General features: G+C 73.3%; 25 protein-coding genes. 17 read left to right on the top strand and 8 right to left on the bottom strand.

The window, feature by feature from the left end:
* Positions 1–21: 21 nt before the first annotated feature.
* From I598_RS01355 to I598_RS01340, 4 genes are all read right to left on the bottom strand, one after another.
* A complete protein-coding gene (locus I598_RS01355; protein ID WP_068200622.1) occupies positions 22–573 on the bottom strand; it encodes a hypothetical protein in 552 nt (183 codons plus the stop codon).
* Between the two features lie 55 nt (positions 574–628).
* A complete protein-coding gene (locus I598_RS01350) occupies positions 629–1,531 on the bottom strand; it encodes a sugar ABC transporter permease (RefSeq protein WP_068200620.1) in 903 nt (300 codons plus the stop codon).
* A gap of 1 nt (position 1,532) precedes the next feature.
* Positions 1,533–3,185 (bottom strand): ABC transporter permease subunit, encoded by a 1,653-nt coding sequence (locus I598_RS01345; protein WP_068200618.1) that lies wholly within the window; start codon positions 3,183–3,185, stop codon positions 1,533–1,535.
* A gap of 68 nt (positions 3,186–3,253) precedes the next feature.
* Complete coding sequence (locus tag I598_RS01340; RefSeq protein WP_068200616.1) at positions 3,254–4,495, bottom strand: sugar ABC transporter substrate-binding protein; 1,242 nt, start codon at positions 4,493–4,495, stop codon at positions 3,254–3,256.
* A 191-nt stretch (positions 4,496–4,686) separates the two neighbouring features.
* On the opposite strand from I598_RS01340, the gene I598_RS01335 reads away from it, so the two are divergent.
* The 6 genes from I598_RS01335 to I598_RS01310 all read left to right on the top strand — a co-directional run bounded on the left by I598_RS01335 (position 4,687) and on the right by I598_RS01310 (position 10,975).
* Positions 4,687–5,706 carry a LacI family DNA-binding transcriptional regulator gene (locus tag I598_RS01335; protein WP_232314226.1) on the top strand — a complete coding sequence of 340 codons (1,020 nt, stop codon included), beginning with the start codon at positions 4,687–4,689 and terminating at the stop codon, positions 5,704–5,706.
* 127 nt (positions 5,707–5,833) lie between these two features.
* Positions 5,834–7,621 carry a glycoside hydrolase family 13 protein gene (locus tag I598_RS01330; protein ID WP_083972753.1) on the top strand — a complete coding sequence of 596 codons (1,788 nt, stop codon included), beginning with the start codon at positions 5,834–5,836 and terminating at the stop codon, positions 7,619–7,621.
* 121 nt (positions 7,622–7,742) lie between these two features.
* Positions 7,743–8,360 (top strand): hypothetical protein, encoded by a 618-nt coding sequence (locus I598_RS01325; RefSeq protein WP_157557126.1) that lies wholly within the window; start codon positions 7,743–7,745, stop codon positions 8,358–8,360.
* Positions 8,361–8,473: 113 nt separating this feature from the next.
* Positions 8,474–9,145, top strand: a complete 672-nt coding sequence (locus I598_RS01320; RefSeq protein WP_068200610.1) for a copper resistance CopC family protein — start codon at positions 8,474–8,476, stop codon at positions 9,143–9,145.
* A 1-nt stretch (position 9,146) separates the two neighbouring features.
* Complete coding sequence (locus tag I598_RS01315; RefSeq protein ID WP_068200609.1) at positions 9,147–9,752, top strand: copper chaperone PCu(A)C; 606 nt, start codon at positions 9,147–9,149, stop codon at positions 9,750–9,752.
* On the top strand, positions 9,752–10,975 hold the full coding sequence (locus tag I598_RS01310; protein ID WP_068200606.1) for a Dyp-type peroxidase: 1,224 nt from the start codon (positions 9,752–9,754) through the stop codon (positions 10,973–10,975). Before I598_RS01315 ends, I598_RS01310 begins: the two co-directional genes overlap by 1 nt.
* Before the next feature lie 15 nt (positions 10,976–10,990).
* Here the strand turns inward: I598_RS01310 and dusB are convergent, their stop codons facing one another.
* On the bottom strand, positions 10,991–12,094 hold the full coding sequence (gene dusB, locus I598_RS01305) for a tRNA dihydrouridine synthase DusB (RefSeq protein ID WP_418268509.1): 1,104 nt from the start codon (positions 12,092–12,094) through the stop codon (positions 10,991–10,993).
* Positions 12,095–12,286: 192 nt separating this feature from the next.
* On the opposite strand from dusB, the gene I598_RS17805 reads away from it, so the two are divergent.
* The gene (locus tag I598_RS17805; protein WP_198155723.1) at positions 12,287–12,442 is read left to right on the top strand and encodes a hypothetical protein; all 156 of its coding nucleotides are present in this window, start codon (positions 12,287–12,289) and stop codon (positions 12,440–12,442) included.
* A 108-nt stretch (positions 12,443–12,550) separates the two neighbouring features.
* Complete coding sequence (locus tag I598_RS17800; RefSeq protein WP_198155722.1) at positions 12,551–12,700, top strand: hypothetical protein; 150 nt, start codon at positions 12,551–12,553, stop codon at positions 12,698–12,700.
* Between the two features lie 100 nt (positions 12,701–12,800).
* Here the strand turns inward: I598_RS17800 and I598_RS01300 are convergent, their stop codons facing one another.
* A complete protein-coding gene (locus I598_RS01300; protein ID WP_068200602.1) occupies positions 12,801–14,192 on the bottom strand; it encodes a glycine--tRNA ligase in 1,392 nt (463 codons plus the stop codon).
* 229 nt (positions 14,193–14,421) lie between these two features.
* Here I598_RS01300 and I598_RS01295 point away from each other — a divergent pair, with 229 nt between their 5' ends.
* The 9 genes from I598_RS01295 (at position 14,422) to I598_RS01255 (ending at position 22,366) form a co-directional block, all read left to right on the top strand.
* Positions 14,422–15,420 (top strand): metal ABC transporter solute-binding protein, Zn/Mn family, encoded by a 999-nt coding sequence (locus tag I598_RS01295; protein WP_068200601.1) that lies wholly within the window; start codon positions 14,422–14,424, stop codon positions 15,418–15,420.
* Positions 15,417–16,241, top strand: a complete 825-nt coding sequence (locus I598_RS01290) for a metal ABC transporter ATP-binding protein (RefSeq protein ID WP_068200599.1) — start codon at positions 15,417–15,419, stop codon at positions 16,239–16,241. Before I598_RS01295 ends, I598_RS01290 begins: the two co-directional genes overlap by 4 nt.
* Before the next feature lie 14 nt (positions 16,242–16,255).
* Complete coding sequence (locus I598_RS01285; RefSeq protein ID WP_068204712.1) at positions 16,256–17,170, top strand: metal ABC transporter permease; 915 nt, start codon at positions 16,256–16,258, stop codon at positions 17,168–17,170.
* The gene (locus I598_RS01280) at positions 17,167–17,571 is read left to right on the top strand and encodes a Fur family transcriptional regulator (RefSeq protein ID WP_068200597.1); all 405 of its coding nucleotides are present in this window, start codon (positions 17,167–17,169) and stop codon (positions 17,569–17,571) included. The genes I598_RS01285 and I598_RS01280 overlap by 4 nt, the downstream gene beginning before the upstream one ends.
* Positions 17,572–17,604: 33 nt before the next feature.
* Positions 17,605–18,141, top strand: a complete 537-nt coding sequence (locus tag I598_RS01275; protein ID WP_083972752.1) for a DedA family protein — start codon at positions 17,605–17,607, stop codon at positions 18,139–18,141.
* Positions 18,142–18,197: 56 nt separating this feature from the next.
* Positions 18,198–19,253 carry a FecCD family ABC transporter permease gene (locus I598_RS01270; RefSeq protein ID WP_068200595.1) on the top strand — a complete coding sequence of 352 codons (1,056 nt, stop codon included), beginning with the start codon at positions 18,198–18,200 and terminating at the stop codon, positions 19,251–19,253.
* Positions 19,250–20,305, top strand: coding sequence for a FecCD family ABC transporter permease (locus tag I598_RS01265; RefSeq protein ID WP_083972751.1), 1,056 nt, complete (start codon positions 19,250–19,252; stop codon positions 20,303–20,305). Before I598_RS01270 ends, I598_RS01265 begins: the two co-directional genes overlap by 4 nt.
* On the top strand, positions 20,302–21,186 hold the full coding sequence (locus tag I598_RS01260; protein WP_068200594.1) for an ABC transporter ATP-binding protein: 885 nt from the start codon (positions 20,302–20,304) through the stop codon (positions 21,184–21,186). Before I598_RS01265 ends, I598_RS01260 begins: the two co-directional genes overlap by 4 nt.
* Before the next feature lie 118 nt (positions 21,187–21,304).
* On the top strand, positions 21,305–22,366 hold the full coding sequence (locus tag I598_RS01255; protein WP_068200592.1) for an iron-siderophore ABC transporter substrate-binding protein: 1,062 nt from the start codon (positions 21,305–21,307) through the stop codon (positions 22,364–22,366).
* Positions 22,367–22,535: 169 nt separating this feature from the next.
* Here the strand turns inward: I598_RS01255 and I598_RS01250 are convergent, their stop codons facing one another.
* Both I598_RS01250 and recO read right to left on the bottom strand, forming a co-directional pair.
* Positions 22,536–23,327, bottom strand: coding sequence for an isoprenyl transferase (locus tag I598_RS01250; protein WP_068200590.1), 792 nt, complete (start codon positions 23,325–23,327; stop codon positions 22,536–22,538).
* The gene (gene recO / locus I598_RS01245; protein WP_068200588.1) at positions 23,327–24,061 is read right to left on the bottom strand and encodes a DNA repair protein RecO; all 735 of its coding nucleotides are present in this window, start codon (positions 24,059–24,061) and stop codon (positions 23,327–23,329) included. Before recO ends, I598_RS01250 begins: the two co-directional genes overlap by 1 nt.
* Positions 24,062–24,103 lie beyond the last annotated feature (42 nt).

Below are 24,103 nucleotides of genomic sequence, written 5' to 3'. Positions count from 1 at the left end.
CGGGCACGCCGCCGCCGGAGGTCAGCGACGACGGCGCCCGACTGCCCACCCGAGGGCGAGCGCGAACGCGATGCCGACGACCTGTGCGCCGACGATCGCCTTGTTGAGGTCGAGCACGGGCTGCCAGCTCGTGCCCTCGGCGGAGATGACGTAGACGCCGAGCGGCTTGACCTGCAGACCGTAGCCGCCGCCACCGCCGTTGCCCTCGCCCGAGCCGTCGCCGTGGGTCTCGCCCCGGATCTCGCCCTGGGCGTCGCCGGACGCGTCGCCGTGGTCCTCGGGGCCGCCCTCGGTGTTCTCGGCCGGCGAGCCCAGCCGGAACGAGCGCGACCAGCCACCGATCTGCCCGGTGCCCTTGCCGCTGCCCGTGCCCGTGCCGGAGCCCGCGCCGGAACCGGTCGCACCGGCGCCGCCGGACCCCGTCCCCATGCCGCCCCACACCTTGGCGACGGGGATCACGAGCTGGCCTTGGTGCTCGTACGGTTCGCCGTACGCGCGGCGCACGGAGAACGAGTCGTCGGCGGCGTCGGTGAGCCGCCCCAGGTCAGGGGTGTAGCTGCGCGTCTCGGTCATGCGCCCAGGCTAGGGCCACGGTGTGAGCCCCGCCACAGGCGGGCCCCACCAGTTCTCAGCCCTTGACCGAACCCGCGGTCAGGCCGCCCACGATGTACTTCTGCAGGAACAGGAACAGGGCGAGCACCGGGACGGTGGAGATCACCGCGCCGGCCGCGAACAGGCCCCAGTTCGCCTCGAGCAGGCTGGACACCCAGGAGTACAGGCCGACGGCGAGCGTCCAGTTCGCCTCCGACTGGAGCAGCACGCGCGCGATGACGAACTCGCCGAAGGTCGAGATGATCGACAGCAGCGCCACGACCGCCAGGATCGGCGTCACGAGCCGCAGGATGATCGTCCAGTACGTCTGCGCGTGCGTGGCGCCGTCGATCTTCGCGGCCTCGTCCAGCTCGCGCGGGATCGTGTTGAAGAACCCGTACATGAGGAACGTGTTCACCCCGAGCGCGCCGCCCAGGTAGACGCAGACCAGCGCCACGTGGGAGTTCAGGCCGAGTGCCGGGACCACCTGGCCGAGGCTGATGAGCAGCAGGAAGATCGCGACGAACGCGAGCATCTGCGGGAACATCTGCAGCACCAGCAGGGTGGTGAGGCCGACGCGGCGGCCCGTGAAGCGGAACCGGCTGAACGCGTACGCGGCGGCCGCGCCCATGAGCACCGTCCCGATCGCGGTGACCACCGCCACCTTGACGGAGTTGCCCATCCACTCCCAGAACCGGGTGTCGGCGAGCGCCGCGTAGTTCGCGGTGCTGACGGAGTCGAAGAGCTGGTTGGAGCCGGTGAGGGTGCCCGACTCGCTGAGCGAGGCGGACAGCACGTAGACGATCGGGAAGACGGCGTAGACGACGAACACGACGCCGACGACGTGGCGCCAGCCGACCTCGGCGAACCAGCGGCGCGCGGACCGGCGGCGGGCCGGGACGGCCGGCCGGGTGGCGGCGGGGAGCGTGGTGGCGGTCATGTCAGTTGATCTCCTCGAGCGCGCGGGTCCGCCGGAAGGCGACCGCGCTGATCGTCGCGATGATCAGGAAGATGACGATGGACAGGGCGCTGGCCAGGCCGAAGTTCTTCGGGGCGTTCCCGTCCAGGCCGGCGACCGAGTAGACCATCGTGATGAGGATGTCGGTGTGCCCGAGCGGCACGGAGGCGTCCTCGAAGCGGGGCCCGCCGCCGGTGAGCATGTACACCAGGGCGAAGTTGTTGAAGTTGAACGCGAAGCTGGAGATGAGCAGCGGCGTCGTGGAGACGAGCAGCAGGGGCAGCGTCACCGACCGCCAGGTGCGCCACCGGCTCGCGCCGTCGATCTTCGCGGCCTCCATGACGTCGCTCGGCAGCGACTGCAGGGCGCCGGTGCAGATGAGGAACATGTACGGGAACCCGAGCCACAGGTTCACGGCGATGAGCGAGAACTTGGCCAGCCAGGGGTCGGTGAGCCACGGGATCGCGGCCCCGCCGAGCAGCACCTGGTTGACGAACCCGAAGCTGCGGTTGAGCAGGCCGGACCACAGCAGCGGCGCGACGAACCCCGGGATGGCGTACGGCAGGATCAGCAGGGTCCGGTAGACGCGGCGGCCCCGGATCGGCACGTTCATCACGGACGCGAGGAACATGCCCAGCAGGAACGTCGTGCCGACCGACGCGATCGCGAACACGAACGTCCACAGCACGACCTGGAGGAACGGTCCGGCGTACCGCGAGTCGGAGAACGCGAGCGTGAAGTTGTCGAGCCCGACGAAGACGCGCCAGCCCACGGCCAGGGTGGAGCCGTCGGCTGCCTCGAACTGGCCGGAGTCGTTCGGCGTGTAGACCGTGCCGGTGGTGGTGTCGGTCATCGTGTCGGCGGCCTCGTCGTAGACGAGCGCCGAGGTGTACACGTAGCCGGTGCGGGCGTCGGTGGTGCGCACGGAGCCGTCGGCCTCGTCGTCGGAGACGGGCACGCGCAGGTTCGTCACCTCGTCCTGGCGCTCCAGGACCTGCTGGCGGTCCAGCACCTGCCAGCCGTCGACGGTCGTGACCTGGCCGTCGGCGACCGTGGCGTCGACCGGGGCGAGCGGGTCGTCGGCGCCACCGACGGCGGTCGTGCCGTCGGGCTGCACGACGGCGAAACCGAGCTCGTCGCCGTCCGCGACGACGGTCAGCGGCAGGGACGGCGAGCCCTCGACGCGTCGCTCGTTCTGCACGAGCAGCGCCGCCACGGCGTCGTCCTTGGTGGAGTTGTGCCCGTCGCCGTAGTTCGTGAAGGCGACCCACCCGGTGTAGGCGATCGTGAAGACCTGGAAGGTGAACAGGAACACCAGCCCGGGCAGGACGTACTTCAGCGGAACCGTGCGCCGCGAGAAGTACACCCAGTTCGCCACCGCGAGCATGGCGACCATCGCGCCGAGGATCACCCAGGACTCGGCGACCCACGCCGACCACACGACGTAGACGCCGAACGCGTCGACGACGGCCATGAGGGCGAGCTTGACGAGGAACCCCGCGCCGTAGCGGCGGGCGTGGGACTCGTCGGGGCGGGGCCGTCGCGCGGTCCCGCGCTCGCCGCCGGGCGGGACGGCGTCGGCGGGGCCGGGGCGTTCGACGGTGGCGCTGCGCGCGCCGGGGTTCGGGTCGCTCATCGTGGGGCCTTCCGGGTCGCACGACGGGCCGTGGCGCGTGCCACGGCCCGTCGTGAGAGGTCTGGACGTCAGGAGCCGAGGGCGCCTTCGATGTCGGCGATCATCTTCTGCCAGCCCTCGGCCGGGTCGACCTTGCCGGTGAGGATGTTGGCCTCGGTCACGCCCCAGAAGGCCCACACGGAACCCATCTCGGGGATGGACGGCATCGGGACGGCCTCGGCGCCGACGGCGCGGAAGCCGGCGACGATCGGGTCGGTCGACGCGGCGTCGGCGGCGGCGGTCAGCGCCGGCGGGCGGCCGCCGGCCTCGAAGAGGGCGGTCTGCGCCTCGGTCGTGGCCATGAAGTTGACGAGGAAGTCGTTCGCGACGAGCGCGTTGTCGCTCTGGGCGCTGACGTAGAAGCCCTGGACGCCGACGAACGGCTGGGCGGGCTGGTCGCCCGCGGTCGGGACCGGGTTGATCGCGAGGTCGAGGTCGGCGAACTGCTCGATCATCCACGGACCGCCGACGATGAACGGCGACTGCCCCTTGGCGAAGGCCTCGACGGCGATGTCGTAGGTGATGTCGGTGCTCAGGGTGCCGTTGTCGCCCTGCTCGGCGAGCCACTGCGCGTACGCCTCGCCGTTCTCGCCGCCCATGGCGAGCTCGGGCGAGTAGGAGCCGTCGGCGTTCTGCTCGAACACCGGGGCGCCGAACGAGGTCTGGAACGGGTAGTACGTGTACGGGTCGCCCTCGGTGCCGGTCTGCACGAGGACCGGGTACTTGACGTCGACGTCCTTGCTCATCTCCAGGAGCTCGTCCCAGGTGGCGGGCGGCGTCGGGGCGAGCTCGGTGTTGCGGATGAGCGCGATGTTCTCGATGGCGTAGGGCAGGCCGTAGACCTGGCCGTCGGCGGTGAACGCCTGGACGGCGACCTCCTCGAACTCGGCGGCCTTGTCGCCGAGCTCGACCGGGGCGACGACGCCGTTGGTGATGAGCTCGCCGAGCCAGTCGTGCGCGCCGACGGTGATGTCGGGGCCCTCGCCGGTGGGGACCTGGGCGATGAAGTCGGTGCGGATGTCCTCGAAGTTCTTCAGCACGAGCTCGACCTCGGTGCCGGTCTCGGCGGTGAAGTCCTCGGCGGCGGCCTCGACGGCGGCCTGGCGGGTCTCGTCCACCCACACGGTGAGGGGCTCGCCGGAGCCCGCGGCCCCGGTGGTGGCGGCGTCGGTCGGCTCCTCGGCCGGCGCGGCGGGCTCCTCGGACGAACCGCACGCGCTCAGCGCGAGGGTCGTGACGAGGGCGGAGGCGAGCAGGATGCTCCGTCGCATCGGGGTTCTCCCAGCATGTCGATGATGGCCCGGTGGCGTGGACGCCGGGGCCCGGCTGAGCGTGAATCTAGATCCCTGTCGACGGTTCTTGCAAGATCTTGCAATAACGTTTCGGCAACAGACTGCCGAAACGCGTCTCGACTGGGAACAGTCACAGGCCGGTGACCTGGTTGTCCCCTACCATCGACCGCGTGCGCACCCGACTGAGCGACCTGGCCGAGCAGGCCGGCGTCTCCACCGCGACGGTCTCGCGCGTGCTCAACGGCAAGCCCGGCGTGGCGAGCTCGACGCGCCAGTCCGTCCTCGCCGCCCTCGACGTCCTCGGCTACGAGCGGCCCTCGTCGCTGCGCGGCCGGTCGGCGGGGCTCGTGGGGCTCGTCGTGCCGGAGCTCACCAACCCCGTCTTCCCCGCGTTCGCCCAGGCGGTCGAGTCCGTCCTCGCGCAGCGCGGCTACACGCCGCTGCTGTGCACGCAGGCGCCCGGCGGCACCACGGAGGACGAGTACGTCTCGACCCTCGTCGACCACTCCGTGGCCGGGATCATCTTCATCTCCGGCCTGCACGCCGACACCCGCGCCAAGCACGGCCGCTACGAGCTGCTGCGCAGCCAGGGCGTGCCGATCGTCCTGGTCAACGGCCACGCCCCGGGCATCGACGCCCCGTTCGTCTCGCCGGACGACGCCGAGGCCGTCGACGTGTCGGTCCAGCACCTGGTCACGCTGGGGCACACGCGGATCGGCCTGGCCATCGGGCCGGAGCGGTACGTGCCCGCCCGGCGCAAGGTGCACGCGTTCACCGCCGCCCTGGTGCGGCACGGCCTGGCCGCCGACGAGGCGGCCGCACAGCGGCACGTCCTCAGCACCCTGTACACGCTCGAGGGCGGTCAGGTCGCCGCCGGCGAGCTGTTCGACGGCGGGCACACGGCGGTCGTGTGCGGGTCGGACATCATGGCGCTGGGGGCCGTGCGCGCCGCCCGGGCCCGCGGCCTGTCGGTGCCCGGCGACGTCTCGGTCGTCGGCTACGACGACGCCCCGCTCATCGCGTTCACCGAGCCCCCGCTGACGACCGTGCGCCAGCCGGTCGAGGCGATGGCGCACGCCGCCGTCAGCGCCCTGCTCACGGAGATCTCGGGCGACCGCGCTCCGCGCACGGAGCTGCTCTTCTCCCCCGAGCTCGTGGTTCGCGGCTCCACGGGACCCGTGCGCCGCTGAGCCCTTGCGCGGTCGGTCGGCCACGCGCAGCCTGGAACGAGCCCCGATCGAGGGCGCTCACAGTTTGCAAGAAGTTTCAGTACGCTTGCAGCGCTGACCCGTTTCCGTCCCGACCGTGAGGACCACCATGGCCACCACCGAGCCGACCACCCCGACGACCGCGCTGCCGCTCGGCGCGACCGTGCACGTCGGGTCCGACGCCGCCCGCGAGTGGTGGCGCGACGCCGTCATCTACCAGGTCTACCCCCGCTCCTTCGCGGACGGCGACGGCGACGGCATCGGTGACATCCCCGGCATCACGTCGAAGCTCGACCACCTGAAGAACCTCGGCGTCGACGCCGTCTGGCTCTCGCCGTTCTACCGCTCCCCGCAGAAGGACGCCGGCTACGACGTCGCCGACTACCGCGACGTCGACCCGCTGTTCGGCACGCTCGCGGACTTCGACACGATGCTCGCGGGCGCCCACGACCGCGGCATGCGCGTCATCGTCGACCTCGTGCCCAACCACACCTCCGACCAGCACGCCTGGTTCCAGGAGGCGCTCGCCGCGGCCCCCGGGTCCCCCGAGCGTGCCCGGTACGTCTTCCGCGACGGCCGCGGCCCCGCCGGCGACGAGCCCCCGAACAACTGGCAGTCGATCTTCGGCGGCCCGGCGTGGACGCGCCTCGCGGCGTCCAGCACGGCCGCGGGCGACGCCTACGACGAGCCCAGCCCCCAGTGGTACCTGCACCTGTTCGACTCCTCCCAGCCGGACCTCGACTGGACGCAGCCGGAGGTGCGCTCCGAGTTCGAGGACGTCCTGCGGTTCTGGCTCGACCGGGGCGTCGACGGCTTCCGCGTCGACGTCGCCCACGGCATGATCAAGGCCGACGGCCTGCCCGACTGGGACGGCCACGTCGCCATGGTCGAGGGCTCCAGCGACGGCGACGACGCGCAGGCGACCGACCCGGGCGCGCCCGAGGACGGCTCCACCGGCGCCGGCAACCAGGGTCCGATGTTCGACCAGGACGGCGTCCACGAGATCTACCGCGACTGGCACCGGGTGCTCGCCGCGTACGAGGGCGACCGCTGCCTCGTGGCCGAGGCGTGGGTCGAGCCGCTGTCGCGCCTCGCCCGCTACGTGCGCCCCGACGAGATGCACCAGGCGTTCAACTTCTCGTTCCTCACCACCGGCTGGGACGCCGCCGCGCTGCGCCGGGTCGTCGCGGCGTCGTACCGGGCCAACGACGAGGTCGGCGCGCCCACCACCTGGGTGCTGTCCAACCACGACGTCGTGCGCCACGCGACCCGCCTCGGCCTGCCCGACGCGGGCGTGCGCCCCAACGGCGTGTTCGCGACCGACCCGCAGCCCGACGAGGAGCTCGGCCTGCGGCGTGCCCGCGCCGCGTCGCTGCTCATGCTCGGGCTGCCCGGCTCCGCGTACCTCTACCAGGGCGAGGAGCTCGGCCTGCCCGAGCACACCACCCTGCCGAACGAGGTCCGCCAGGACCCCGGCCACTTCCGCACCGACGGCGCGGAGGCCGGCCGCGACGGCTGCCGCGTGCCGCTGCCCTGGCAGGCCGACGCCCCCGGCTACGGGTTCGGGCCCACCGGCGCCACCTGGCTCCCGCAGCCCGACTCCTACGGCCGCTACGCCGCGGACGTCCAGTACGGCGACCCGACGTCGACGTTCGAGCTGTACCGGGCGGCGCTCGACACCCGTCGCGCCGAGGGCCTCGGGCACGGCGGCCTGACGTGGCTCGCCGACCACGCGGACGCCGCCGACGTCGTCGCGCTGCGCAACCGCGACGTCGTCGTGCTGGCCAACCTCGGCAGCACGCCCGTCGAGCTGCCGGCCGGCCACGAGGTGCTGCTCGCCTCCGGCCCGGTCGACACGACGCTGCCCGCCGACACGACCGTCTGGCTGCGCGCCTGACCTGTCCGCTCCCCCGCGATCGGCGGCGCACCCCTGGCGGGTGTGCCGCCGGTCTCACCTCCGCCCGAGCCCGCCCCGCCCGGCCGGGTGCCGCCCCCGGGGTGACCTAGGATCGGACGCGATGTCGTCCCCGACCGGTCGCCCCCGATCCGCCCGCGTGCTGCGCGGCGGCGTCGCCGCGACCGTCGCCACGGGTGTCGCGCTCGCCTCGCACGTCGCGGGCGGCGGCGCCGTCCCGGGCCTGCTCGGCGTCCTCGCGCCGTGGGTGGTGTCCCTCTGGGTGGGCACGCTCGTCGGCGGGCGACCCGCCCGCTGGCGCGCCGTCGTGTCCGTCGCGGCCGGCCAGGTCGCCTTCCACACCCTGTTCGTCCTCGGCACCCCCACCGGCGCCGTGCGCACCGGCGGCGCGCACGCCCACCACGCCCAGCTCCCACCCGTGCCCGCGTCGACGGACGCCAACGTCGCCGCCCTCCAGGGCGACACCACGATGTGGGTGTGGCACGCCGCCGCCGCGGCGGCGACCGCCGCGCTGCTCTTCCACGGCGAGGCGCTGCTGCACCACCTGCGCCACCTCGCCGGGCTGGTCGTGTCCTGGCTGCTGCCGCGACGCGACCTCGTGCCCGTCGGCGCCCCGCGTCCCGTGCGCCCCGCCGTCGTGGCCGCCGGCCACCGGCCCGCCCGGCACGGCCCCGAGCTCTCCCTGCTGCGGCGACGCGGCCCCCCTGTCCTCACGGTCTGAGTCCTCGCGGGTCCGGCGTCGCCGACCCGCGCGCCGCCGCACGCCGTCCCCCGGCATGCGGTGCGCGAGCCCACCCGTGCTGGTGCCCACCCGGGCACCGGAGAGGCCCTTCCATGTCCCGCACCCGCGTGGTCGCGGGCGGCATCGTCACCGGCGTCGTCGCGCTCCTCGCGACGGCCGCCCCGGCGTCCGCCCACGACCAGCTGATCAGCAGCGACCCCGCGGCGGGCTCCGTCCTGGAGTCCGCCCCCGACCAGATCACGCTCACCTACTCCGACGACCTCCTCGACCTCGGGGCGACGGTGATCGTCGCCGACGCGGACGGCCACGACTGGGCCGCCGCCGAACCCGTCCTCGACGGCACCCAGGTGCAGGTCCCCCTCGACGCGGAGATGCCGGACGCCGGCTACGAGGTCCGCTGGCGCGTCGTCTCCGCGGACGGCCACCCGATCTCCGGCGTGGTCGGGTTCGTCGTCGGTGACGGCACCCCGCTGGAACGCGGCACGCCGCCGGACGCCGCCGGGCCGGCCGAGGGCGCCGCGCCGGTCGACGCCGAGCAGGGCGGCCCGGCCCAGGGCAGCACGGCTCAGGGCGAGGCTGCGGCCTCTTCCTCCGACGACGGACCCACGCGGGTCCTGCTCGTCGGCGCCGGCGGCGCGCTGCTCGCGCTCGCCGTCCTGTTCCTCCTCACCCGTTCCCGCCGCCGCGACACCGTGGCCGGCGACGACGTCACGCCCGCGGACGCCGCGGACGCCGCGCCGTCGGACTCCCCCGAAAGGCACTGACATGTTCCTCCGTCACCACCGCACCACGACCGCCCTCGTCCTGCTGTCCCTCAGCGCGCTCGCGCTCACCGGCTGCGCCGCGGCGGACGAGCCCGCCGCGGGCACCGCCGGTTCGGCGACCTCCGGGTCGAACGCCGCGGAGTCCGTCACCGTCACCGACCCGTGGGTCAAGGCCGCCGACGAGGGCATGTCCGCCGCGTTCGGCGAGATCACCAACGACGGCGGCGACGACGTCACGATCGTCTCCGCGACCAGCGAGGCCGCCGGGATGGTCGAGCTGCACGAGACCGTCGACGACGGGACCGGCGCGATGACGATGCAGGAGATCGACGGCGGGTTCGTCGTCGGCCCTGGCGAGACCCTGTCCCTGGAGCCCGGCGGCAACCACCTCATGCTCATGGACCTGACCGACCCGCTGGAGGCGGGCGAGGAGGTCACGGTCACGCTGACGTTCTCGGACGACTCCACCGCGGAGATCACCGCACCGGTCAAGGACTACTCGGGCGCCAACGAGAGCTACTCCGGCGACGACTCCGACATGGACATGGACATGGACATGGACGGCACCGAGCACGACCACGAGCACACGGTGGACGAGGACGCCTGATGGCGTCCCCCGACCGGAGCACGCGCACCGGCCGGGCGGGTTCGACCCGGCGGCAGTTCCTCCTCGGAGGGGCTGTCGCCGGCGTCGGCGCCGCCGCGGCGATCGGCGCCGACAAGGCCCTCCGGCAGCCCGACCCCGTCGTGACGCCCGCGCCCCCGCACGGCACCGGGACGGTCCCGTTCCACGGCGTGCACCAGGCGGGCATCGCGACGCCCGCGCAGGCGCACGCCACGTTCCTCGGCCTCGACCTGCGCGACGACGTCGACCGGGACGCGCTGCGCCGGCTGATGCGGATCGTGTCCGACGACGCCGCGCGCCTCACCCGGGGCGAGCCCGCGCTGGCGGACTCCGAGCCGGAGCTCGCCGTCTCCCCCGCCCGGCTCACCGTGACGTTCGCGTTCGGCCCCCGGTTCGTGGCCCGGGCGAGCGGCGTCGCCCCGGGCTGGCTCAGACCGCTGCCGGAGTTCACGATCGACCGGCTGCTGCCGGAGCTCAGCGACGGCGACCTGCTGGTCCAGGTCGCCGCGGACGACCCGCTCACCGTCGCGCACGCGACCCGCATGCTGCTCAAGGACACCCGCAGCTTCACCACCGTGCGGTGGGTGCAGCAGGGTTTCCGGCGCGCCTACGGCACCGAACGCCCCGGCACCACGATGCGCAACCTGTTCGGGCAGGTCGACGGCACCGTCAACCCCGAGCCGGGCACCACCGACTTCGACCAGGTCGTGTGGAGCACCGACGGGTGGCTCGCCGGCGGCACGAGCGTGGTGCTGCGCCGCATCGCCATGCACCTGGACACCTGGGACGAGCTCGACCGGTCCGGGCGCGAGCAGTCGGTGGGGCGCTACCTGAGCAACGGGGCGCCGCTGACCGGCAGCCGGGAGCACGACGAACCCGACTTCGAGGCGACGACGTCCCTCGGGTTCCCCGTCATCGCCGAGTTCTCCCACGTGCGCCGCGCCCGCGGGGACGACCCGACGCAGCGGATCTTCCGGCGTGCGTACAGCTACGACGACGCCCCCACGGGTGCCGAGGTGTCGGACTCCGGGCTGATCTTCGTGTCGTTCCAGGCCGACGTCGACCGGCAGTTCACGCCCCTGCAGCAGCGCCTGGCGGACCTCGACCTGCTCAACGAGTGGACGACGCCGGTCGGGTCGTCGGTGTTCGCGGTGCCGCCGGGCTGCGCCGAGGGCGGGTTCGTCGGGGAGACCCTGCTGACCTGAGGCCCGCCGCCGGGCTCAGCCGCCGGAGACGGACAGCTCGGCCTCGCGCAGCTTCGCCTCGAACTCGGCGTCGAGGTCGCGCGAGTCCAGCCAGCCGTACGGCAGGTGCGGGGTCTTGGCGGACCCCGCACGCCCGCGCGGGCCCTCGGCGTCGTCGCCCGGGTAGCCGAGGGTGAGGTCGAGGGCGTCGAGGTGCTCGCGCAGCTCGGCGAGCGACGACACCATCGCGAGCGCCCGGCGGGCGTCGCCGCCGACGGCGTACCCCTTGAGGTACCAGGCCATGTGCTTGCGCAGGTCGCGCACGCCCTTGAACTCGTCGCCGTCGTAGTACTCGATCATGAGCTCGCCGTGCCGGTAGATCGCGTCGGCGACGTCGCGCAGGCCGGGGCGGACGCGGACGTCGGAGCCGTTGAACGCGGCGGCGAGGTCGGCGAACAGCCAGGGGCGTCCCTGGCAGCCGCGGCCCACGACGACGCCGTCGGCGCCGGTCTCGCGGACCATGCGCACGGCGTCCTCGGCCGCCCAGATGTCGCCGTTGCCGAGCACCGGCACGGTGCGGACCTCCTCCTTGAGCCGCGCGATCGCGGTCCAGTCGGCGGTGCCGGAGTAGTGCTGCGCGGCGGTGCGGGCGTGCAGCGCGACCGCGGCCGCGCCGAGGGACTCGGCGGTGCGGCCGGCCTCGAGGTAGGTGAGGTGGTCGTCGTCGATTCCCTTGCGCATCTTCACGGTCACCGGGACGCCGTACGGCTCGGCCGCGGTGACGGCGGCGCGCACGATGTCGGTGAAGAGCTGCTTCTTCCACGGCAGGGCGGCGCCGCCGCCCTTGCGGGTCACCTTGGGCACCGGGCAGCCGAAGTTGAGGTCGACGTGGTCGGCACTGTCCTCACCGGCGATGATCTTCACCGCGGCGCCCACCGTCGCCGGGTCCACGCCGTACACCTGCGCCGAGCGCGGCGTCTCGTCGGGCCCGAACGTGACGATGCGCAGCGCCTCGGTGTTGCGCTCCACGAGCGCACGGGACGTCACCATCTCGGCGACGTACAGGCCCGGGTCGAAGCCGGTGGACCGTCCGGCCTCGCGGCACAGGGTGCGGAACGCACGGTTGGTCACGCCGGCCATCGGCGCCAGCACGACGGGCGTGGCGACCGTCAGGGGGCCGATCTGCAGCGGGGGAAGCACAGCACTCACCGGTCCATTGTCCCATCGGCGCCGCGTCCGTCCCCGTGGGACGCGTCACGATCCGGCCGCCCGGGATGCCGGTGACCGCGGACGGTGGCAACGTGTGCAAACCACGACGAAAGGACACACCTCATGGCTCTGTGGCTGGTTCTCATCATCGCCGGGCTCGTCTCGCTGATCCTCGGCCTGATCGGCCTCGGTCAGATCTTCATCTGGGCCGGGGTGATCGCGATGGTGGTCGGCGTCGTGCTGGTGCTGGTCAACCGCGGGAACCGCAAGGTCGGCTGACCAGCGGCGACATCCGGCGCCAAAGGTTCAAGATGCGCACACCGGCGCATCGTGGAAGTGTCGTGACAAGCCCGGCAAGACCTGTCGGGACGGACGAAGGAGATCCTTGTGCCTCTGTGGCTCATTCTCATCATCATCGGCGTCGTGCTCGTGATCCTGGGGGTCGCGACCGAGATCGGGCAGTTCCTGCTCTGGATCGGTGTGATCGTCCTGGTCGTCAGCCTCGTGCTGGGGCTGCTGCGGCGGGCCAAGAACTGACCTGACGCGCACGACGCCATCGGTGGCGTCGGCAGCACGAAACGGGGGCCGTCCTGGTGGACGGCCCCCGTTCGTGTGCCCGGCAGTGCCGGGCGGTGGCTCAGCAGCCCAGCAGTCGCTGGCCGAGGTAGCCGGCGACCTGGTCGAGCGCGACGCGCTCCTGGGCCATGGTGTCGCGGTCCCGGATGGTCACGGCCTGGTCCTCGAGCGTGTCGAAGTCCACCGTCACGCAGTACGGCGTGCCGATCTCGTCCTGACGGCGGTACCGCTTGCCGATGGCCTGGGTGATGTCGTGGTCGACGTTCCAGTGCTCGCGCAGCTCGGTGGCGAGCTTCTCGGCGGTCGGCATCAGCTCGGCGCTCTTGGACAGCGGCAGCACCGCGGCCTTGACGGGCGCGAGGCGCTTGTCGAGGCGCAGCACGGTCCGCTTGTCGACGCCGCCCTTGGTGTTGGGCGCCTCGTCCTCGGCGTAGGCCTCGACGAGGAACGCCATGAGCGAGCGGGTGAGGCCGGCGGCGGGCTCGATGACGTACGGGAAGTACTTCTCGTTCGTCACCGGGTCGCGGTACATCAGGTCCTTGCCGGAGTGCTCCGCGTGCGTCGACAGGTCGAAGTCGGTGCGGTTCGCGATGCCCTCGAGCTCGCCCCACTCCGAGCCGGTGAACCCGAAGCGGTACTCGATGTCGACGGTGCGGGTGGAGTAGTGCGAGAGCTTGTCCTCGGGGTGCTCGTAGAGGCGCAGGTTCTCCGGGGCGATGCCGAGGCCCGTGTACCAGGCCATGCGGGTGTCGATCCAGTACTGGTGCCACTCGGCGTCCGTGCCCGGCTCGACGAAGAACTCCATCTCCATCTGCTCGAACTCGCGCGTGCGGAAGATGAAGTTGCCCGGCGTGATCTCGTTGCGGAACGACTTGCCGATCTGCGCGATGCCGAAGGGCGGCTTCTGCCGCGAGACCGAGGCGACGTTCGCGAAGTTCACGAAGATGCCCTGCGCCGTCTCGGGGCGCAGGTAGTGGCGGCCGGACTCGTCCTCGACCGGGCCGAGGTAGGTCGACAGCATCATGTTGAAGTCGCGGGGCTCGGTCCACTGGCCGCGGGTGCCGCAGCTCGGGCAGGCGATCTCGGCGAGTCCGCCCTCGGGCTCACGGCCCTTGCGCTCGGCGAACTCCTCGATCATCTGGTCCTCGCGGAACCGCTTGTGGCAGCTCAGGCACTCCGTCAGCGGGTCGGTGAACGCGCCGAGGTGGCCGGACGCCTTCCACACCGGCGTCGGCAGGATGACCGACGAGTCGAGGCCGACGACGTCGGGACGTCGCGTCATGGCCTTCCACCACTGCTTCTTGATGTTCTCCTTGAGCTCGACACCGAGGGGGCCGTAGTCCCACGCGGAGCGCGTCCCGCCGTAGATCTCGCCGGACTGGAAGACGAATCCCCGGCGCTTGGCGAGGGAGACGACGGCGTCGAGCTGGGCGGAGGGGGACGGTGCAGCCACGGATCACTCCTGGGTGTCGGCCCCAGCCGGTGGCTCCGGCGGGGCTTGTTCACGATGGTTCGGCGCCCGACGGGCACCGCCAGCCAGCCTACCGGCCGCCGCGACGGACGACGCGGCCCCGCGGACCGGCCACGGCGGCGCTGCGACGACCGCGGTCGCCGCGTAGCGTGACGAGGGTCGCCCCGTGCGGCTTTGACATTCATTCTCGAACTGCCTGAGAATGGTTCTCATGCCTACCCTTCGTCGCGCCCTCGCCGCCACCGCCGCGCTCGCCCTGCCCGCGGTCGCGCTCACCGCCTGCTCCACCGACGGCGAGGGCACCGGGTCCGACGACGGCACGCTGCAGGTGCTGGCGTCCTTCTACCCCCTGCAGTACGTGGCCGAGCAGGTGGGCGGCGACCTGGTGAGCGTCGACAACCTCACGCCCCCGTCCGCCGAGCCCCACGACCTGGAGCTCGCCCCCGCCCAGGTGCGCGCCGTCGGCGACGCCGACCTCGTCGTCTACCAGTCCGGCTTCCAGGCCGCCGTCGACGAGGCCGTGGACGCCCGACAGCCTGAGCACGTCGTGGATGCCGCCGACGTCGTCGAGCTCGAGGCGAGCCCCGGCACCGTCGAGCACATGGACGACGAGCACGAGGGCGAGACCGCCGAGGAGCACGCCGAGCACGCGGACGAGGAGGACGGCCACGACCACGGCGCCCTCGACCCGCACTTCTGGCTCGACCCGACCCTGCTGGAGCCCGTCGCGGACGCGGTGGCCGACGAGCTGTCCGCCGTCGACCCCGGCAACGCCGCCACCTACGCGGCCAACGCCGAGGCCCTCACCGCGACGCTCGACGACCTCGACGCGCGCTACGCGACCGCGCTGGAGCCGTGCGCCGGCCAGACCCTCGTGACGAGCCACACCGCTTTCGGCTACCTCGCCGAGCGCTACGACCTCGTCCAGATCGGCATCGCGGCGATCGACCCCGAGGCCGAGCCGTCCCCGGCGCGCCTGCGCGAGATCGGCGACGTCGTCGAGGCGAACGACGTGCAGACCATCTTCACCGAGACCCTCACGAGCCCGAAGGTCGCCGAGACCCTCGCGTCCGACCTCGGCGTGGCCACCGCCGTCCTCGACCCGCTGGAGGGGCTCTCCACGGAGGCCGCCGACGCCGGGGCGGACTACGTTGCCGTCATGGACGACAACCTCGACTCGCTCGTCACCGGCCTGGGCTGCGACGCATGACGGTCCCCGCCGACACCCGCACCGGCTCCCCCGCCGTGGACGTCCGCGGCGTGCACGTGCACCTCGGGGCCAGCCACGTGCTGCGCGGCATCGACCTGCGGGTCGACGCCGGCGAGGTCGTCGCGCTGCTGGGCGCGAACGGCTCCGGCAAGTCCACGTTGGTGCGCACCGTCGTCGGGGTGCTGCCCCCCAGCGCCGGCACGGTCGACCTGCTCGGCCACCGGGTCGGCAACGCCGTGCCCTGGGGCCGGGTGGGCTATGTGCCGCAGCGGGTGACCGCCGCGGCGGGCGTGCCGTCGACGGCGCGCGAGGTCGTCGCGTCCGGGCTGCTGCACGGCCGCCGCCTGCGCCTGCCGCGCGGGTGGCGCGGCCTGGCCGCCGACGCGCTCGACCAGGTCGGCCTCGCCGAGCGCGCCGACGAACCCACCAGCAGGCTCTCCGGCGGCCAGCAGCAGCGCGTCCTCATCGCCCGCGCGCTCGTCCGCGGCCCCGAGCTGCTCGTCCTCGACGAGCCCGTCGCCGGCGTCGACCGCCCCAGCCAGGAGGCGTTCGCCGCCACCATGACGCGGCTCGTCGGCGACGGCCTCACCGTCCTGGTGGTCCTGCACGAGCTCGGCGAGCTGGCGGACCTCATCACCCGCGCCGTCGTGCTGCGGCACGGCAAGGTGGTGCACGACGGCGCCCCGCCCCGTCCGCACGCGTCCCACGACGACGCGACGCACGACCACGTCCACCCCCACACCTCGGAGCTGCCCCTGCGCTCCGGCACGCGCGTCGGCCTCGGCGGCCCGCTCGACACCGACGAGGAGGCCCGGCCGTGAGCGAGATCGGCTACATGCTCACCGACCCGCTCATGCAGCGGGCCCTGCTGGCGGCACTGCTGGTCGGCGCCTGCGCCCCCGTCGTCGGCACCTACCTCGTGCAGCGCCGCCTCGCCCTGCTGGGCGACGGCATCGGGCACGTCGCGCTCACGGGCGTGGCCCTCGGCTGGCTGGTCGGCTCGACGATGGGGCTCGTCCCCGTCGACGCCCTCGCCATCCCCGGGGCGATCGTCGCGTCCGTCGTCGGATCGGTGCTCATCGAGGTGGTGCGCCGCCGCGGCCGCACCTCGGGCGACCTGGCGCTGGCGATCATGTTCTACGGCGGCATCGCGGGCGGCGTGCTCATCATCGGCATCGCGGGCGGCTCGTCCGGCAGCCTCATGGCGTACCTGTTCGGGTCCATCTCGACCGTGACCACCACCGACCTCGTGCTCACCGTCGTGCTGTCGGTCCTCATCCTGCTCGTCGGGGTCGGGCTGCGCGCCGCGCTGTTCTCCGTCAGCCACGACGAGGAGTTCGCGATCTCGTCCGGCCTGCCCGTGTGGGCGCTGAACATGGCCGTCGCGATCCTCGCCGCGCTGACGGTGACCGTCGCGATGCGCGTGGTCGGGCTGCTGCTCGTCTCCGCGCTGATGATCGTGCCCGTCGCGATCGGCCAGCTCCTCACGCACTCGTTCCGCCGCACCATGACGGTCGCGTCGATCATCGGCGTCACCGTGTGCGTCACCGGCCTGAGCATCACCTACTGGTACCCGGTCTCCCCCGGCGCCCTCATCGTGGTCCTCGCCATCGCGGTGTACGCGGTCGTGGCAGGCTTGCACCCGCTGCTCGACCGTCGTCGGCCCGCGGGCGACCCGCACCCGGACATCCCCGACGACGTCGAGGTCGCCACCGCCGACCCGGCCACCGAAGGAGACTGCGTCCGATGACCCAGCTGCGCATGACGAAGCAGCGTGCCGCCGTCGCCGAGGTCCTCGAGGGATCCGACGAGTTCCGCAGCGCGCAGCAGCTCCACGAGCAGCTGCGCAACCGCGGCGACGCCGTCGGGCTCGCCACCGTCTACCGCACGCTCCAGGCCCTGGCCGACGGCGGGGACGTGGACGTGCTGCGGGCCGACGACGGCGAGGCCCTGTACCGCCGGTGCGCCCGCACCGAGCACCACCACCACCTCGTGTGCCGCTCCTGCGGCCGCGCGGTCGAGATCGACGGGCCCACCGTGGAGTCGTGGGCGGCGAGCGTCGCCGCGAGCCACGGCTTCGCCGACATCGAGCACACGGTCGAGCTGTGGGGCACCTGCGCCGACTGCCGGGCGGCGCAGCAGGCGCGGTGAGGTGAGGCCAGGCTTGCCTGGCATGATGGGGTCGTGACGAGCGCTCCCCTCCTGGCCGCCGCGGCGGACGACGCCGAGCGGCACGGCGTGTTCACGCTCGACGGGTTCCCGTTCTGGGCGGTCTACCTCGTCGCGTTCTGCATCGTCATGGCCCGCGCCCAGGCCACCTACTGGCTGGGCCGGGGTGTCGCCCGCGGGCTCGGCGGCACCCGGCTGGCGACGTTCCTGGCGAGCCCGCGCGCCGTCGTCGTCATCGACCGCCTCCACCGGTGGGGACCGCCGGCCGTGACACTGTCCTTCCTCACGGTGGGCGTGCAGACGGTGGTGAACCTCTGCGCGGGGTACCTGCGCATGCCGTTCGGCCGCTACCTCGTCGCCCTCGTCGTCGGCTGCCTGCTGTGGGCGGCCGTCTGGACGACCGTCGGCGCCGCCGCGCTGTACGCGGCGATCTGGCTGTTCCTCCTGCACCCCGTGGCGCTCTTGGGCGCCGCCGCGCTCGTCGTCGCCGGCGGGTGGTGGTGGCTGCGCCGCCGTCGCGCCCGCACCCCCGCCGAGGTCGAGACCGCCTGACGTCCGCCACCCGGAGCGCGGACGGACCGCTCCACGGCGTGTGCCAGACTTAGGCAATGCTCGCCTCACCTCACGCAACGCCCTCCGCGGCCCGCGTGACGACCGACGCGAGCGGCCAGGTGGCCCGCAGGACCCGCCGCCGGCTGCTCACCCTCACGCTGAGCCTGCTCGGGCTCGGCGTCGTCGTGGTCGCCAGCCTCGCCCTCGGCGTCCGCGACATCTCCCCCGCCGTGGTCTGGGACGCGCTCACGGCCCCCGTCGCGGGGAACGTCGACCACGACGTCGTGCTCGACCAGCGCGTCCCGCGCGCCCTCGTCGGCCTCGTCGCCGGGCTCGCGCTCGGCGTCGGCGGCGCCGTCATCCAGGGCGTCACCCGCAACCCCATCGCCGACCCCGGCCTGCTCGGCCTCAACTCCGGCGCGTCGTTCGCCGTCGTGTGCGCGGTGTGGCTGCTCGGGCTGAGCCAGCCGTCGCAGTTCGTGTGGTTCGCGTTCCTCGGCGCCGCCGCCACCGCCGCGCTCGTGTTCGCCGTCGGCGGCGGGCAGCCGGTCAAGCTCGCGCTGGTCGGCGCGACCGTCACCGCGCTCATCACGCCCCTCATCACCCTGGTGCTGCTGCGCGACCCCGCCGCGTTCAACCTGTACCGCTTCTGGGCCGTGGGCTCCCTCACCGGCCGCGGCCTGGACACGCTGCTGGTGGTCCTGCCCTTCGTGGTGGTCGGCGTCGTCATCGCGGCCGCGCTCGCCCACCGCCTCAACATGCTCGCCCTCGGCGACGACGTCGCCCGCGGCCTCGGGCAGAACGTCGGCCTCACCCGCGCGGCCTCCGGCCTGGTCGTCGTCCTGCTCGCCGGCGCCGCCACGTCGCTCGCCGGGCCGATCGCGCTCGTCGGGCTCGCCGTGCCCCACGCCGCCCGCCGGCTCGTCGGCACCGACTACCGCTGGGTGCTCGCCCTGAGCGCCCTGCTCGGGCCCGTCATGCTGCTCGGCTCCGACGTCATCGGCCGGCTCGTGCTGCCCGACGCCGAGCTCGAGGCCGGCATCGTCGCCGCCGCGATCGGCGCCCCCGTCCTCGTCGCCGTCGCCCGCGGCCGGAAGGTGGCCGGCCTGTGACCGCCGCGCTCTCCCCCGCGACCCGCTCCGGGGCCGACGGCGTCCGGGACCTGCGGACCCGTCGTCGCCGCCGGCTCGTCGTCGTCCTGGCCACGCTGGCCGTGGTGATCTTCGCCCTGGCCACGCTCGCGCTCGTGGTCGGCCCCGCGTCGCTGTCGCCCGGCAAGGCCGTCGCCGCGCTGTTCGGCGTCGGCGACGAGGGCGACCTGTTCGTCGTCCAGCGCCTGCGCCTGCCGCGGATCCTCGCCGCGCTGCTCGCCGGGGCGGCGTTCGCCCTCGCCGGCGGGCTCTTCCAGTCCACCCTGCGCAACCTGCTGGCCAGCCCCGACATCCTCGGCATCTCCGGCGGCGCGTCGGTCGGCGCCGTCACCCTGATGCTCGGCTTCGGCCTGTCCGGCCTGGCCGTCGCGGCCGGGGCGTTCGTCGGCGCGACCACCGTCGCGCTGCTCATCTGGTTCTTCGCCTGGCGGTCCGGGCTGCACGCCATCCGGTTCGTCCTGGTCGGCGTCGGGTTCTCCTACCTCGCGTCGTCGGTCCTCGCCTGGGAGCTCGCGTCGGTCGACCAGCGCGACGCCGCCTCGGCCCTCGTGTGGACCGTCGGCAGCGTCGCCGACGTCCGCGACACCGAGCTGTGGGTGCTCGGCGGCGGGTTCGCCGTCCTCGCCCTGGCCGTCGTGCTGGTCGCCCGCTGGCAGTCGCCGCTCGCCCTCGGCGACGACCACGCGACCGGCCTCGGCGTGCGGGCCGACCGGGCGCGCGTCGTGACCCTGGCGCTGGCGGTGGCGATCGTCGCCGTCGCGACGTCCGTCGTCGGGCCGCTCGCGTTCGTCGCGCTCGTCGCGCCCGCCATCGCCCGGCGCCTGCTCGACGACGGCGGCCCCGCCCTCACCGTCGCCGTGGCGACGGGCGCCGCCCTGGTGCTCGGGTCCGACCTGGTGGCCCAGCACGGGCTGTTCGGCGTCAGCGCGCCCACGGGCATCGTCACCGGGCTCGTCGGCGCCCCGTACCTGCTGTGGCTGCTCGCCACCCACGACCGGAGGTCCCGCTCATGATCGACACCGTGCACCCCGCCGCGCCCCGGGTCCGCGAGCCCCGCACGGGCCCGCTGGCCGCGCACGGCGTCAGCATCGGCTACGACGGCCGCCGCGTCATCGACGGGCTCGACCTCGAGCTGCCGGCCGGGCGGATCACCGCGATCGTCGGGCCGAACGCCTGCGGCAAGTCCACGCTGCTGCGCGGGCTCGCTCGCCTGCACCCGCTGGACGCGGGCCGGGTCACGCTCGGCGACCAGGACGTCACCCGCATGGCCCGCAAGGAGCTCGCCCGGCTGGTCGGCGTGCTCCCCCAGTCGTCCGTCGCGCCGGACGGCGTCCGCGTGGCCGAGCTCGTGGGCCGCGGCCGGTACCCGCACCAGGGGTGGTTCGGCCGGCACAGCAGCGACGACGACGCGGTGGTGATGCGGTCGCTGGAGGCGACGGGCGTCGCGGACCTCGCCGACCGCCCCGTCGACGAGCTGTCCGGCGGGCAGCGCCAGCGGGTGTGGATCGCGATGGTGCTCGCCCAGGAGACGGACGTCGTCCTGCTGGACGAGCCCACCACCTACCTCGACGTCACGCACCAGGTCGAGCTGCTGGACCTGCTGCACGACCTCAACCGGGAGCGCGGCACGACCGTGGTCATGGTGCTGCACGAGCTGAACCTCGCCGCGCGGTACGCCGACCACCTGGTCGTGATGAGCGCGGGGAAGGTCGTGGCGCAGGGTGCGCCGGGTGACGTGCTGGACGAGGCGACGGTGCTGGACGCCTTCGGGCTGGACGCCCGTGTGGTGCCGGACCCGGTCGCGGGAACGCCGATGATCGTGCCGGTGGGCCGCCACCACCGCCCCGACGGATCGCTCGCGCCGACGGGCTCCACCGAGCCGTCGGGTGACTGAGATCACGTCACGATCCGGGAACGGGCGTGAGACGCCCGTTCCCGGCGCCAGCAACTGAGGTTAGGCTTTCCTCATCGTGAACCACCCCGCGTCCGCGCGGGCACACCGAGGAGTCCCCTTGCGCATCCGCCGCACCCTTGCCGCCGCCGTCGGGCTCGCCGCCGTCGGCGCGCTGACCCTGACCGCCTGCGCCTCCGAGAGCGAGCCCGAGACCGCGGACACCGCGGCCTCCGAGGCCCCCGCCGCCGAGGGCGCCACCGACGAGTTCCCGATCACCATCACCCACGCGTACGGCGAGACCGTGATCGAGTCGGAGCCGCAGCGCGTCGCCACCTGGGGCTGGGGCTCCACCGAGGCCGCGCTCGCCGTCGGCGTCGCCCCGGTCGGTGTCGCCGAGCAGGTCTGGACCGTCGGCCCGCAGACCCTGCTCCCCTGGGTCGAGGAGGGCTACACCGAGCTGGGCGCCGAGACCCCGGCCATCTTCACCGACGCCGAGAGCGGCGCCTCGGTCCCCTACGAGGAGTTCGTCGAGGCCGACCCCGACCTCATCCTCGCCCCCTACTCCGGCATCACGCAGGAGCAGTACGACGTCCTCAGCGACATCGCCCCCGTCGTCGCGTACCCGGAGACGCCCTGGACGACGCCGTGGGACGACATCGTCTCGATCTCCGCGCAGGCTCTGGGCCGCTCCGCCGCCGGTGAGCAGGTCCTCGCCGACATCGACACCTACTTCGCCGACCTCGCCGCCGAGCACCCCGAGTTCGAGGGCAAGACCTACGCGACCATCGTCGACTCGCCCACCGAGGGCCTCGTCTACGTGTACACCCCGGCCGACCCGCGCGTGTCGATCCTCGAGGGCCTCGGCATCGTCTCGGCCCCGTCGGTCGAGGAGCTCGACACCTCCGACGGCGGCTTCTACTACACGCTGTCCTACGAGGAGCTCGACAAGCTCGAGGCCGACTTCCTCCTGGCGTACATCTACACCCCGGAGGAGGCCGAGGCGTTCGACACCAAGGCCGAGCTCCAGGCCATCCCCGCCGTGGCCGCCGGCAACATCGTCAAGGTCGTCGAGCCCGTCGCGGTCTCGTCCGTCTCGCCGCCCACCGCGCTGTCCTACGACTGGACCGACGGCGTCCCCGCCATCGTCGACCAGCTCGCCGCGCTCTACGGCGAGGACTGAGCCTCCTCGCGACCCCTTGAAGCAGGGCCCGGCACACCGTCGTGTGCCGGGCCCTGCCTTCACCGGGCCGAGGGGCGGGACCCGGCGCGTGATCGTCTCCTTCCCGAAGTGGAGCGCCCCCTGGGGCGCGTGAACGCGATCGCGCGCCGGGTCCCGCTCCTCGGACGGCTCAAGCCGTCGGCACGTCCACCGCTCCGCCGTAGCGCCGGTCCCGGCGCGCGAACTCCTCGACCGCGCGCCACAGGTGCCGCCGGTCGACGTCGGGCCACGGCTCCGGCAGGAACACCAGCTCCGCGTACGCGGCCTGCCAGATCATGAAGTTGCTGGTGCGCTGCTCGCCGGAGGACCGCAGGAACAGGTCGACGTCGGGCAGGTCCGGCTCGTCGAGGTACTTCTGGATCGTCTTCTCGCTGACGCGCGCCGGGTTGACCTTCCCCGCGACGGCGTCCCGGGCGATGGCGGCCGCGGCGTCCGCGATCTCGGCGCGCCCGCCGTAGTTCACGCACATCGTCAACGTGCAGCGATCGTTCTCCTTCGTCATCTCCTCCGCGACCTGGAGCTCGTTGATCACCGAGCCCCACAGCTTCGGCCGGCGCCCCGCCCAGCGGATGCGTACGCCCCACGAGGACATCTCGTCGCGGCGGCGCCGGATGACGTCCCGGTTGAAGTTCATCAGGAAGCGCACCTCCTCGGGCGACCGCTTCCAGTTCTCCGTGCTGAACGCGTACGCCGACACGTGCTTGACGCCGATCTGCACGGCGCCCGCGACGACGTCGAGCAGCGACTTCTCGCCCTGCTTGTGGCCCTCGATGCGCGACAGCCCGCGGGCGTTGGCCCACCGGCCGTTGCCGTCCATGACGACCGCCACGTGGTTGGGCACGAACTCCAGCGGGATCGCCGGGGGCGTCGCACCGGACGGGTGCGGGTAGGGCTCGGCGTACTGCCGGGGCTCGCGGGGCATCAGGCCTCTCTCTCGATCATGCGCAGGGAGCGCAGCGTGCGCTCCAGGTAGAACTGCGAATAGGCGGCCACGAGGCCCGACGCCTCGGTGCGGTGGCGCGGCTCCGCGGCGTCGGCGACGTCCCAGTCGCCCGCCAGCAGGGCGGCCAGGAGCTCGAACGTCTCGGCGGCAGGGGCGGCGGCGCCGGGCGGACGGCACCGGGAGCAGACGGCGCCGCCCTGCGCGACGGCGAAGGACCGGTGCGGTCCCGGTGCGCCGCAGCGGGCACAGTCGGTGAAGGACGCCGCCCAGCCCGCCACGGCGAGCGCGCGCAGCAGGTAAGAGTCCAGCACCAGGCCTGGCGCGTGCGCCCGCTCGGACAGCGCACGCAGCGCGCCGACGAGCAGCCAGTACTGCTGCACCGCGGGCTCGCGCTCGGCCGCCACGAGCCGGTCCGCGGCCTCGAGCATCGCCGCGCCGGCCGTGTACAGGCCGTAGTCCTCGCTGATCTGCCGGGCGAACGCGCCCACCGTCTCGACCTGCGTCACCGAGTCCAGGTTGCGCCCGGCGTGGAGCTGCACGTCGACCATCATGAACGGCTCCAGCCGGGCGCCGAACCGTGACGACGTGCGCCGCACGCCCCGTCCCACCGCGCGGACCTTGCCGTGCTCCCGGGTCAGGAGCGTGATGATGCGGTCCGCCTCGCCCAGCTTGTGGGTGCGCAGCACGATCGCGTCGTCTCGGTACAGGGGCACCCGGCCATTCTCTCAGCCCGGACCGACAGCGACGGCTGCCGT

The organism is Isoptericola dokdonensis DS-3 (genome assembly GCF_001636295.1).
Taxonomy (GTDB): Bacteria; Actinomycetota; Actinomycetes; order Actinomycetales; family Cellulomonadaceae; genus Isoptericola; species Isoptericola dokdonensis.
Note: the sequence above shows the minus strand (reverse complement) of the source record. Positions and strands in the feature narration are given on the sequence as shown.